At 63.3% G+C, this 11,757-nt stretch carries 13 protein-coding genes; 6 read left to right on the top strand and 7 right to left on the bottom strand.

What is annotated here, in order from left to right:
• Positions 1-65: 65 nt before the first annotated feature.
• From BGM09_RS12070 to BGM09_RS12060, 3 genes are all read right to left on the bottom strand, one after another.
• Positions 66-764 carry a hypothetical protein gene (locus BGM09_RS12070; RefSeq protein ID WP_188281516.1) on the bottom strand — a complete coding sequence of 233 codons (699 nt, stop codon included), beginning with the start codon at positions 762-764 and terminating at the stop codon, positions 66-68.
• Positions 765-794: 30 nt separating this feature from the next.
• The gene (locus BGM09_RS12065; RefSeq protein WP_188281515.1) at positions 795-1,334 is read right to left on the bottom strand and encodes a hypothetical protein; all 540 of its coding nucleotides are present in this window, start codon (positions 1,332-1,334) and stop codon (positions 795-797) included.
• 518 nt (positions 1,335-1,852) lie between these two features.
• On the bottom strand, positions 1,853-2,608 hold the full coding sequence (locus BGM09_RS12060) for a GntR family transcriptional regulator (RefSeq protein WP_188281514.1): 756 nt from the start codon (positions 2,606-2,608) through the stop codon (positions 1,853-1,855).
• A gap of 78 nt (positions 2,609-2,686) precedes the next feature.
• Between BGM09_RS12060 and BGM09_RS12055 the strand changes: the two genes are divergently transcribed.
• The 4 genes from BGM09_RS12055 to BGM09_RS12040 all read left to right on the top strand — a co-directional run bounded on the left by BGM09_RS12055 (position 2,687) and on the right by BGM09_RS12040 (position 4,922).
• The gene (locus BGM09_RS12055; RefSeq protein WP_188281513.1) at positions 2,687-2,962 is read left to right on the top strand and encodes a hypothetical protein; all 276 of its coding nucleotides are present in this window, start codon (positions 2,687-2,689) and stop codon (positions 2,960-2,962) included.
• 295 nt (positions 2,963-3,257) lie between these two features.
• The gene (locus BGM09_RS12050; protein WP_188281512.1) at positions 3,258-3,977 is read left to right on the top strand and encodes a GntR family transcriptional regulator; all 720 of its coding nucleotides are present in this window, start codon (positions 3,258-3,260) and stop codon (positions 3,975-3,977) included.
• Positions 3,974-4,423, top strand: a complete 450-nt coding sequence (locus BGM09_RS12045; protein WP_188281511.1) for an ATP-binding protein — start codon at positions 3,974-3,976, stop codon at positions 4,421-4,423. The genes BGM09_RS12050 and BGM09_RS12045 overlap by 4 nt, the downstream gene beginning before the upstream one ends.
• A 13-nt stretch (positions 4,424-4,436) precedes the next feature.
• Positions 4,437-4,922 carry a DUF6907 domain-containing protein gene (locus BGM09_RS12040; RefSeq protein WP_188281510.1) on the top strand — a complete coding sequence of 162 codons (486 nt, stop codon included), beginning with the start codon at positions 4,437-4,439 and terminating at the stop codon, positions 4,920-4,922.
• A gap of 59 nt (positions 4,923-4,981) precedes the next feature.
• On the opposite strand, the gene BGM09_RS12035 is transcribed toward BGM09_RS12040, so the two are convergent.
• Complete coding sequence (locus BGM09_RS12035; protein WP_188281509.1) at positions 4,982-5,905, bottom strand: FkbM family methyltransferase; 924 nt, start codon at positions 5,903-5,905, stop codon at positions 4,982-4,984.
• A gap of 153 nt (positions 5,906-6,058) precedes the next feature.
• Between BGM09_RS12035 and BGM09_RS12030 the strand changes: the two genes are divergently transcribed.
• On the top strand, positions 6,059-6,619 hold the full coding sequence (locus BGM09_RS12030; RefSeq protein ID WP_188281508.1) for a hypothetical protein: 561 nt from the start codon (positions 6,059-6,061) through the stop codon (positions 6,617-6,619).
• Positions 6,620-6,686: 67 nt separating this feature from the next.
• On the opposite strand, the gene BGM09_RS12025 is transcribed toward BGM09_RS12030, so the two are convergent.
• The 3 genes from BGM09_RS12025 to BGM09_RS12015 all read right to left on the bottom strand — a co-directional run bounded on the left by BGM09_RS12025 (position 6,687) and on the right by BGM09_RS12015 (position 11,022).
• Positions 6,687-9,047 (bottom strand): hypothetical protein, encoded by a 2,361-nt coding sequence (locus BGM09_RS12025; protein ID WP_188281507.1) that lies wholly within the window; start codon positions 9,045-9,047, stop codon positions 6,687-6,689.
• Positions 9,048-9,931: 884 nt separating this feature from the next.
• Positions 9,932-10,072 carry a hypothetical protein gene (locus tag BGM09_RS12020; RefSeq protein WP_188281506.1) on the bottom strand — a complete coding sequence of 47 codons (141 nt, stop codon included), beginning with the start codon at positions 10,070-10,072 and terminating at the stop codon, positions 9,932-9,934.
• A gap of 623 nt (positions 10,073-10,695) precedes the next feature.
• A complete protein-coding gene (locus tag BGM09_RS12015) occupies positions 10,696-11,022 on the bottom strand; it encodes a hypothetical protein (RefSeq protein WP_317452665.1) in 327 nt (108 codons plus the stop codon).
• On the opposite strand from BGM09_RS12015, the gene BGM09_RS12010 reads away from it, so the two are divergent.
• The gene (locus BGM09_RS12010; protein WP_188281505.1) at positions 11,006-11,407 is read left to right on the top strand and encodes a hypothetical protein; all 402 of its coding nucleotides are present in this window, start codon (positions 11,006-11,008) and stop codon (positions 11,405-11,407) included. The two genes, BGM09_RS12015 and BGM09_RS12010, sit on opposite strands and share 17 nt — an antisense overlap.
• Positions 11,408-11,757 lie beyond the last annotated feature (350 nt).

Raw genomic sequence — 11,757 nt, 5'->3', positions numbered from 1 at the left:
GTGAAGCCAAAGCAAAAAATGTGGTGGGAGGGTACAGGCGTACCCTCCCACCACAGTTGCTTGCGCTACCCGAGCGAAAGCTTTGAGCTGTGCTCCTGTGCTACCTCAAGCAGGGCAGTGAGATTACTGGAGTCCCAGTTTTTCCCGTACCCCTGAAGGGCGGTCACGCGACCATCCTCGAAGCCGATGGAGATCTTGGGCGTGCCCGGGAGAGCGAACTCGGTCGCCTCGCCGTTCTGGGAGCTCACCACTTGAGCGCCACACGATTTCAGGTGTTCGCGGTAACCCTTGATGAACGTGTCCTTGTACTTCTCATCAGGGATGAAGACATGCTCCTTGAGCACTGTCCCGTCTGACGCGGTCAGAGTGGACTGACTCCACTCCCGTACCCCGGATGCGAACATTTCGACGTTCTGAGAGGACGGCGATGATGCCCAAGGGAATTCAGACGTATCGCATGACTTGGCTACGGTCGAAAATCCGCGTCCTGAGCCGCAGTCGTCCGCAGCAAGCTTGATCGTGCGGACCGATTGCGACTTTGGCCCCGACTTGTTCCGGTAGGCATCCTGTAGCGAGAGCAGGCCATCCCGTTGTACCGGCACGTCCTTCCCGCACTGGGACGGTGCGTATTGCGCTGGCTTCGCCGATGAGTTGCTGTTCTGTCCGCCTTGTTGATGGGCTTGAGTCGACGTGCATCCAGCAGTCGCCATACCCATGAGGCAAAGGACCGCCCCCACCGAGCGGTACAGCGCGCTTCGTTTCATCACCGCTCGACCTCCGTAGTTCCGCCGCGACTAGCTGGCTTCCGAGTAGTTGTCCGCCAGGTACGCGAAGTTCGTCACGGTCTTCACAGTACAGTTGCTGTACGTGTGGTCCCACTTGACCCTGATGGTCCGCTTCAGGATGCCGTCCTTGTACTTCACCGTGGTGTGCGCGGGGGCAGTCACAGTGAATGCCTCGGACTTCGTGTACGACGCCTGGATGGCCGTCGACAACCCGAGCTTCGCGTTCACCTGGGCGACGACGTAGTTCGCCGAAATCTGGAGCTCGGAACTCACCGTAGTCGTAAGTGACTTGGTCGACGAGTGAGTGTAGGTCTTGCTGATTGTACCGGCGGAGTTGTTCGCCAGAGTGCCGGAATCGTACCCGTACCACGCGGAGGCTGTCTGCGTGTACGTTCGGTCGTCCTCCGGAGGGCAGTACATGCTCTTAGGAGTGACCGGGGTTGCGGCAACTGCGGTTCCACCGGATATGGCTGTGAGAACCAGCGCGGCGCCGACCGCAGACAACTTTCCTCGTGCCTTCATTAAACCCTCCCCAATCCAGAACGCCATCGTGCGGCGCCCTCTGTGGTTCAGACCTTAGGGGGAGGTGATCATCGAAACAACCACGGATTTGATCGCTTGAGCCTCACTTGAGGTGCGCTGGGACGGTTGGCATCCGGCCTGTTGGGGCTCTCGGTCTCGCCGGAAACTCCAGGTTCGGTCATGGTAGGAGCGGGAGTTGTTCGTCAATGTGGTTCCTGAGATAAGATTCTGACTGCCCATCAGTAAATGTACCTATGCCACACGTCCGATGCCTTCTGTTGCCCCCCGAGTCCGCGCGAGGGGCGGGCGGAGCATTCCCAGAGGTATTGCGTGATCGCGCACGTGCGCAATCGCGCCGCAATGGCGAGTGTTCCAGGGGGCGACGGTAATCCTTGATGATTGATCTGGCAGAATGCGTGGGTCTCACGACTGCGCTCGTCCCGTACTGAAGGCAGCTCGATTGCGCCGTCGGTAGGCGCCTCGTCAGCGGAGCGCATGGACCTTCAGCAGCGTGCCGTTCTGCATCGAGGGCGATGCAGATGGGCCTACCCGTGGACAGGGACCTCGTAGACGATTTCGCAGAGTGCCGCGGGCACCACGATGTCCGCCGTCTCCACCGGCTGGCCCTCGTCGCTGTAGTACGTGCGGCGGATGTGCGTGACCAGCGAGCCGCGCTGGATGCCCAGGAGGGTGGCCTCCTCCGTCGTGGCGACGCGGGGTTCGGGCCGCTCCACCGCGTGGCTGACCGTGATGCCGATCTCGGCCATGCGCCTCACGACTCCCGCGCCGGCGTGCGGGCCACCTTCCGGGAGGACGACCAGGGTGCCCGCCGTGAGGGCGTACGGCTCCCAACTGGTCGAGATCTGGACCGGCTTGCTGTCGGCCAGGAATTCGTAGGCGGTGCGGACGCCCAAGTCCCCTTCGTTGACGCCGAGTCGGGCGGCGATGTCCGCGGGCACCGGCACCTTGGCCTCGGTCCGGCTCTCCCAGGTCCCCCGCTTGCCGAGCGCGGACATGTCCGCGCGGAACGGTGAGCCGCCTGCCTGCTCGCGGTACGTGGCGCGCACGATCCGCACCCGTTCGCGCGGCTCGGCGACGTACGTCCCTGATCCGGCGCGGCCTTCGAGGATGCCGCGCGAGATCAGCAGCTCCTGGGCACGCCGTATGACGTTGTCGCCGACGCCGTATTCGGCGGACAGCTCGCCGCGAGACGGCAGGCGGTCCCCCGGTGTCCACTCCTGGCTTTCGATGCGCTCGCGGAGCACGTCGGCGATGCGGAGATACGGCGGCTGCTCAGGCATGTGGACAATCTAGTCCACTAGCTCTAATCTAGTTAACTAGCTTTACTGAGAGTGCTTCCAAGGTGACGGAGATGAGTCGTGCCCGAACCCGAAGCCCGCACCGAAGGCATCCGCGCGGGCCTCGCCGCCGTAGGACTCACCCCGGTCATCAAGCAGTACCGGGACCACACGCGCATCGAAGCGGCGATGCCGACCACCTTTCCCGCCGACGCGTGGGGCGAACTGCTCGCCCTCCTCGCAGAAGCGGACTGGTTCGGCTTCGCCGACAGCGGTGTACGCGGCCGGTCCTTATGGGCCGCCGTGCGGAAGCACCCGCCCGCATCGCCCGGCGACGGCGAGGGTGACGACACCTGACGCCGCACGGGCACCACCATCAGCCATAGGAGCTGACCAGCGTGTTCAACCACCTTTGCCGCGCCGCCACTTGGATAGCGCGGCGCCCCGCTCGCGCGACGAGCCGCCAGGGTCCGCCCGTACGGCTCCCGCAGCCGAGGCGTACGACGCCGACGTTACGAAGCCACCGGCCCGCACAGCCCGCGCACTTCTGGCCGGCCGACGACCTCCCGCTCGTCCGCCCGTACGTCCTGAGCGCAGCCGAACTGGCCCGGCTCCGGGGGAGCGAGTCGGCCGAGGAGGTGCTCGCCGCCACATGACCGCCCGTCACCAGCAAGTGGCCGACGACCTCCGGCGCCTCATCGCATCGGGCGCCCTCACGATCGGCGAGCGCCTCCCGCCGGAGACCCAACTCGCCGCCCGCTACCGCGTCAGCACGCCAACGCTCCGCGAAGCCCTCGAACTGCTCCGCACCGAGGGCCTGGTCGAGAAGTTCCAGGGTCGAGGCAACTTCGTACGTCGCCCGGTCGAGCGCCTCGTCTATCCCCGCGGCGCCGTCAACGGCCTGCACATCTACGTCAGTTCAGGCGTGATTACCGCCACCGTCGACCTCGCCGCCCGTCTCGGCACGCCGCTCGACACCCTGATCACGGAATACGTGTGCGTGAGCCACCGCGACGACACCCCGCAGAGCATCGCGCACGCCTACGTACCGAACGGCACCCCGTACGTCACCGACGCGGCCACCGAGTCCCCTTGGGGCGACGACCTGGTCCTCGCGGCCGGCGACACGGCGCCCGCGGCGTACAGCACCGACCTGGTCACCGCCCGGTTCCCCACCGCGGCGGAAGCACAGTCGTTGCGCATCTCCACCCGTATGCCCGTCCTCGCCGTCGAGCGGACCTTCACCACGGACGACGGCCAAGTCGTCGCATACGCCCACCTCGTACTCCCTGGCGATCGCACGGAGGCCGCCTTCGTCACCCCGATCGGTACGACGACCGAGACGACCGAGAAGAAAGCTGAAGCGCGATGAACGCACTGCCGTACCCCGAAAGCGCGACGCCGATCTCAGTACGCCGATGGCCCAACAACCGCAGATGCGTAGGCCGCGCGCGCCGCGATCTGCGCGACGTACTGACCGCGTGGGGGCTGGCCGAGCTGACGGACCCGGCGGAACTCGTCCTCTCCGAACTCGTCACCAACGCCGTACGCCATGCCCGCCACCCCCTCGGGCGCGAGATCGAGACCCGGTACGAGCGCGCGGACGGCGGTGTGCGGATTGAGGTGCACGACGCCAACGACCAGTGGCCGGAGTTGCAGAAGGCTGATGAAGAGGCGGAGGCCGGGCGCGGTCTGGTGCTGGTCGACGCGATCACGGGGCAGCGCTGGGGAGCGAGTAAGCGTGAAGGTGTCGGCAAGCTCGTCTGGGCGCTTGTCACCGCCGACGGCGCAGGCCAGTGGGCGGACCTCGGTGAGTGACGGGAGCCGCGCCATGAACAGCGATACGACGGAGCCGCGTACGTCCGACGCCGGCGAGCCCGTACGGCGAGGCCGTACGTGGACCATCACGACCACCTGCGGATGCACCGTCTCGGGTTACCTGCCCGCGTGGGCCGACGCCGACCCGAGCGAGACGGGTGTCCTCCTGGACGAACTGACCTCGCTCATCGCCGACATGAACCACTGGACGCGCTTCCCCGGCCAGCGCATGGCTGTCGCTCACCGTGGCGTGGAGGGCGAGGACTCCGAGGTCTTCCGGACGAGCATCGATTGCAACCCGTACGTCGGCGGCCCGCTTCCCCGGCTGCCCGTGGCCAACGTCAGGATCGTCGGTGACTACTGGCTGCACGGCCTTACCCCGACCGCCCTCGCCGAGGTCGCCGCCCAATTACGAGCCCAGGCGGCCTTGTTGGACGACGAGATACAGCCGCAGCTCGTTGCGGCCCGGGAGGACTGGCTCACTCAGCAACGGACATGACCGGTGAACGCGGGCAAGGCCCGGCACTCCAATTGCCGGAGTGCCGGGCCTCGTTGCGTCTAGGGCAGCGTCTCGGCGTCCACTCGCGAAAAGATGAGGTCGCTCTCGTCGGCCACCGGGCCGCGCCACCGTACGGGTACGGCCGCCGGGCCGTGCAGCGCGGAGGGATACGTCGCCGCCGCATACTCGTTGGCCAGCCGGTAGACGTGGAAGCCGGCGCCGCGCATCGTGTCGAGCAACTCCTCGACCGAGTCGCCGAGTTGCTCCATCCGATCCGGGGTGACCTCGACCGTCACCTCGGCGTCCGGCCGCAGCCGTTCGAGCAGCGGTGCCATGCCCCGTACGACACTGCCCTCCGCACCCTCGACGTCGATCTTGATGACGCGCGCCCTCGCGATCTCGTCCTCTTGCAGGACGTCGGGCAGCGGGAACGCCTCGATGTCGAAGGTCGACTCCGCCGGGCCGTCCCACGGCACGATGCTGTTGGCGCCCATGTTGGCGGAGCTGGCCAGTATGAAGGTGAGGGTCTGCTGCTTGTCGGAGACGGCGGTGTGCACGGCGCGGATGTTGGTGAGGTCGTTGAGCCGGGCGTTCTGCTCAAGCCGTTCGTTGAACGCCTGCGACGCCTCGATCGCCACGACGCGCCCCTCCGGGCCGACGAGCTGCGCGGCGAGCACGCTGAAGTAACCGACGTTCGCGCCGACGTCCACGTACGTGTCCCCGGGCCGTAGCCGCCGCTGGAGCCACTGCGTCATCCGCGGCTCCCACACCCCGAACAGGTACAGGTACCGCTGAATGAGGTCCTGCGTGTCCACGGCGAACCGGGCCCCGGTCGCGGTCTCGGTGACGCGCCGCCGCGGCTCGTCCCGCAGCCGCGGATTGAGGTAGCGACCGGCCAGCGGCGCCTTCCCGACGGTGCCCGGCGCGTTGCGGACGTACCAGCGGCCGAGCGTGACCAGGGCCTCTGAAGTGGGGTTGCTCATCCGTTCGCCTCTCCGCAGGTCGCCACGCGCACGGTAGCACCGCGGCCCGTCGCCGCCTTCGAGCCAGAAACCCGAAGCGCGCCCCCAAGCCTCCGGCACGCCCCTAAAATCCTCAAGACGTCTTTATGACTCACGGGGGAGGGCGAGGACGGCGTGAGCACTTCCGAGCAGCTTTTGACCATCGCGGCCGTCCTGCTCGGCGCCCTCACCACCTACGTCACCAACTACTGGACCGAGCGCCAACGCATCCGCCGCGAACTCCTCACCCGCTGGGACGACAAGAAGCTCGACGCCTACGAGGGCTACGTCGACCGCGTCCGCGCCGGCGTCTTCCTCGCCGTCGAGCTGTACGAGCACACCGAGGACATCCGCCGCAGCGACGAGCCCGAGTCCGCGCTCCGCGCCCAGCTCACCGAGGCCGCCCACCTCCGTGGCCGCGCCTTCGAGCGCATCATGCTCCTCGCCGGCGACGCCGTCGTAGAGGCCGCCCACGAACTCAACGCAGCCGCCCTAGCCGTCGACTGGCAAGCCACCGGCAAGACCCCCGACACCCTCACCACCTGGCGCGACCGCAACCGCGCCGTTTTCCGCGCCATCAACGCTTTCCACGAGGTGGCCCGCGAAGACCTCGGCGTCAGCGGCACCCTCACAGGCGACACCCACCCGGACCGCGATCTTCTCCTTCCGCATGTTCGCCGAGCTGACCGCGGTTGATACCACGACGGACGCGGTGCGTGAACGTCGGGCACGGGACACATAGACGCCAGCCCATCGGCCACTTTCAGTTCACTCTTTTAGGACGGTTCATCAGCTCGTCAGCGAACCAATCAGTCGGTCCGGTCTCTTGCGATGCCAGGCGCGTGACGAATTCTCTTTCCCTCTTTTCAATATCATCACGACTCATGGGATCCCAAGCGAATGGATCGCTACCGAGCGTCCATACAGGATAGTCGACAAGAAGATTATCGTAAGTCAAGGAAATTCGGGAGTATCCGCTCGGCGATTTTTTAATTAGCCCAGGAATTATATCCCCTGCTTCGCTTCCGTACTGACACGCTACAGCGACCGACCATGGTGATCCCAAAAAGGAAGCAAGGTGGTCAATTTTCCCGACTTCCTTGTCGATGAACCCTGAGGAGGTTCTCTTCACCTCCACAGGGATAAATTCTGACTTTCTAGTGAACAGGAGAACGTCTGCTTCTCCCTCAAGAGATGATCGCCCCTTTCGTCGGATCTCCATGCCCGGATGAAGACCGATTAGTCTGCTTGTTTTTCCGTGACTGAAAAGATGGTGAAAATATCGAGCCACCAACAGATGACCCATTGCATCTTGCTCGTACACGCGCCGTAGCCGTTCGGAAATTCGATAGCGGAACTCAACGTTACTCCGGTCGCCGAACGGGGTGCTCATCTCGTGTGCGCATCCTCGGCAAACGATGGGGGGTATGAATCCTGCAATCGGAATCCATTGCTTCGCCTCGCATGCAGCGCAAGTTAGCTGGAATCCTTTGAGGATCAAGTTTGATTTTTCTGCCCAGAGCAACCAATATTTAGTGGCCTTATCGCTGTTCCCTAGTGCTTTCTTGAACTCGTTGAATGTCTTCTCTGGAAGTTCGTCCGTCGTTGGCCCCACAGATTCTAGTGGGTCTGATGATTGGCTAATTTTCCGCATCCGGTCTTTATACCAGCCGAAACCCTGGCGTGCTGCCATCTCTTCAAGCATCGACAGAAGGGGAGCGTGCGCAAGATTCCCAAGCATTCCAATGTCGCTGATTCCCGCAAGCAGTACCCGAGCGGCACGACCAGGCTCGGACTCTTCAATTTCGAATCCCCTCCCAGCGGCAATAGCCTTCGCCATGACCAACCTGCTAGGCCACTCCAGGTCACGCACCTCGGAGCGCCGATTAGGCGAGCAGGAAATGCTACAGTTTCCGGCGCGATATACGTTACTGAAGGAGTTGACTCGTACGTCAGCTCCTTGGGGGAAAGGCGAGTCCAGCACTGTGACATCAGTCTGCATACTCATTAGTGGCATAATGGGCCTCTTAGTGAAGAGACCACTGTGAGCGTCTGTTTGTAGAGCAACGAATTGGGTTCTCCCGCTGTCCCAAACTAGGACTTCATTCCTAGTGAGGCTTCCAGGTTGCCCGAGATGAAGAATTTCGGCGTAACCGGCGATACCTATGTTCTTGCCGCTGTTTCCTACGAGTGCGGAGAGCTCATCTGTGGAGAGACTCGCACTAGTGACATAAATGGATTTAACCGAAATACCGTTCCGTGAAATTTTGGGTTCGCGCACTAGAGCTTGGAGACGCTCAGGTGTTGCATCGTCAGCTAGGATTCCAATTGGTAGCGGACCTGAGTCCCCGTTTGCGCCGCGGAGGTTCCAGAGCAGTGCGGCATCTCGGATATTTTGAGGTGAGCAAATTACGACGATGTTCGGTCCGGCGTCAAATCGGGAAAATTCCGGCTCAGGAAGGGTAATCGTCCCGCTTCTAATGCCAGTGCTTCCAGAGTTTCCGTATGCGAGTCCTTGCATCGAAAGTTGGCGGGGTGTGACAAAATCTCTGGAATTGAGACGCCCCAGCAGGTCGTCAAAAGACCCTCTCGCTTTCACTCTGTCCACTCGGATTGCGTCCTCAAATTTCAAATCCGGAGTTAGGCGACTCTCATGCAAAAGCTCGGCGTCAGGTTTTTCTGGAAGAAGCCCCAGGCATGAGGCATAGATAATCCTCCAAGGATCTCCCGGCGAAAGTTCTACGACCTGAACGGGTCGGTATTGGTCGGCTTTATCGAATCCCAAAAGCGTAAAAGCTAGCTGAGGTCCATATTTCGACCGTTTGCTCGATTTTTCTACTGTGGCTTCGGGCAAGTGAAAAAGATTAAAAGGATGCATTCCCTGCAGGGCGTCAATTGCTGAACCAGGCAGAATTCTGGCATAGCTTTCCTCGACGGTACCGTCAGAAATAACCGGTATCAGCGGAACGACGGCGCCACCCCAGATCTGACTCTGGTCGCGTACTACACTAATGAAGTAATCTTCGGTCTGGGGTGTCAATGGCACTGCGATGCGTTCCGGGCGGTAGGAGATTTGAACCTCATGCGCACCTGTGAGTTTCTCGTCGTCGAGTAGACCCCTCATGGCATCCCCTGATCTCAAGAAGGTTAACCAGCGAAGCTGGCGCCGATGTTGTACCCTTCGTGCCCGCATGGCGAGCCAGAGGCGCCAATCGCTCCATTATCCAACTCCACTACGTTGTCGGCCAGCCGGTGGGTGAAAATGTGACCGGCGAGATGCTATGGCATCCTCCTTTCGGAGATTCGCAAAAGATCTTGCAGAGGTACGCCGCGTGTCCGAGCCCTCCAGGTAGGCACTCGGTTGACAACGGCTCGTACGACGAGTTGACCTGGCGCAGCGTGATAAGAGGAAGTCGATCTTGAAGATGGCTTCCTGGACGCTGGCTCGGCGTTCTCGGCGGATGTCGAGCCGTTTGAAGCCGGGCTTCTACCAAGGCGCGTTCGGCTCCCGCCCGCGGCAGCCGCCGAGTACGGGCGCCGGCGACATACGCTGGTGAGGAGGCATCAGGGCCGTGTCAGGTATGGGCCATGCGCGGGCCAGAACGGCGCAGTGAGCCGACCAGGCAATGGATCAATCCTGGTCAGAGCTATCTGTCGTTCTACGGCGCGCTCCTCTTGAAAACCGTCGTGGCAGCGATGTCACCGTGGGTTCAAATCCCACAGCCTCCGCGCTAGCGGAGAACGCACAGGTGGGGCGGGTCCTCGATCCATTCGAGGACCCACCCCACCTGTTGTGCGTCCCGCTCGTGTGGCACCGAATCCCACCGATGACCAGTGCGGGTGGTCAACCTGTGGTCAGGGCTGCTGCTACCCCACGCAGACAACGTTCTGTGATTCCTGCTGCCCAGAGCTGCGTGTACTACGAGGCCACGCGGCTCTGACGGATGCTGTCCAAGCTACCGGACGACGTTACAGAACGAGTTCTGGTGCTGATTCTTGCCAGGTCTATCAGCCGCGGATGGCTGCGATCAACGCAGCGAGTGCACCGATCAACGCTGCGGCGGACGAGATGCCCGCCAGCCACAGATTGACCTTAGGCCGGTCGTTTTCACTAGGCTCCCCTTCGGGAGGGCTTTCGAGATCCGTCACGCTGGTCCTCCGCTTGATGTAGGCCCCAGAGCAGTAGCCACTGCTCCCGGGCCGTCGTCAGGCAAGCCCCGTCCTGGTCAGCGAGACAGAGGACGGGGCTTCTCTATGCGAAGGGAGCGTAGATCCGGACTGACCTGCGGGTTTCTCAACGAGGCAAAATTCGGCTCTCGTTTAGACGCGCAGTAGGGCATACTTCAGTCATCCTCCAACTCCTCTGGGAGACGTGTGTGCTGCGGCATATGACAGAGGCAGTTGACGGAAATTCTAGACCGTCTTCCAGCTTTTCGGACATAAGGCTATAAACCATGCTCCTGTGGATTGGCTTGATCTCGCTCGTTGGCTGGTGACGTCCAGTGGCAGTGAGATAAAGCCCAGTGGCTCACACCGAATGGCACCTCGTTCCGACTCCACGATCTTGCACTCGGCGGACGTGCCACCTTCTCGGTGCAGAGACCTATGGGCAATGCGGGTACGACTGGCCCTGGAGTCGATGAACCGTGCAGCCAAGCTCACTAGTTGGAGCGGTAGATCACCGGAGGGGATCGGGGGTGACTGCCTTCTGGAGTTGCTGCACCGAAGGGGCAGCGTTCACACGCTGACCGAGAGAGCCCAACCCGCTCTCCTCACGTGTTCGAAGCTTGTTTGATCAGCTCGTTGGCGTGATCCTGGACGCCGCGAAGGATCTTCGCGTAGAAGCGGAAGAGCACGGCGACGCTGTGCCCGGCCCGCCGTGCGGCCTCCACCGGGTCGACGCCCGCCTTGATCCACAGGGAGATGCCCGCCTGGCGCAGGCAGTACGGCGCCTCGGCGAGTTGCGTCTCCAACTCCTCGGCGGAAAGCACCTTCTCCCGCGCCGCCTGCCACACCACGGTGTACTCGGTGGAACGGACGCGCCCGCCACCGACAGCGCGGAAGAGCCGACCGTCGGGCGCGGTGCCGTACGCGAGCACGGCGTTTGAGCCCCCGCTTCACCGCGAGGGCATCCGCCGCAGCGATGACCCCGAGTCCCAGATGCTCGCCGACGTGGCCGCCGCCTCCCGCTCCCGGGGCCGCGCCTTCGAGCGCATCATGCTGCTCGGCGGTGATGACGTGGTCGAGGCCACCCACGACCTCAACGCTGCTGCCCTCGCCGTCGACTGGCAGGCCACCGGCAAGACCCCCGACACCCTCGCCGCCTGGCGCGGCCGCAACCGCGCCGGTTTCCGCGCCATCAACGCCTTTCACGGAACAGGCCGCGTTGACCTCGGTGTCAGCGGCACCGTCACGGGCGACACCCACCCGGACCGTGACCTCCTGCTTCCACCAGCCCGCCGTGACAACAACGCCGGCACCTGAGGGTGGTGCGGGGCCCTCCGTCCTTGCATCCCCTTGGCCGTTCGTGGCCCCAGGGCGGCAATGGATGCTAAGGATGTTGTGGAGCCGTACCTCCAGCCTGCACATCGGCAGGCTATTCCGATAAGGGAGGTATGTCCGAATCTCGTCAAGTGAGTAAAATCCGCCGCCGAACCGAGTAAAGCCCCAGGTCATTTGCTCTGCTCCCCGCGCCCGCGGGGCTGTTCCCTGCGTGACGCGGACCGTGTCGCCCCGGTACCCTCGCTCCCCGCGCCCGCGGGGCTGTTCCCCGGCCCGGCGACATCGTCCTGACGATCCCGCCCTGCTCCCCGCGCCCGCGGGGCTGTTCCCGG

Source organism: Streptomyces sp. CBMA29 (assembly GCF_014596445.1).
GTDB lineage: Bacteria > Actinomycetota > Actinomycetes > Streptomycetales > Streptomycetaceae > Actinacidiphila.
Note: the sequence above shows the minus strand (reverse complement) of the source record. Positions and strands in the feature narration are given on the sequence as shown.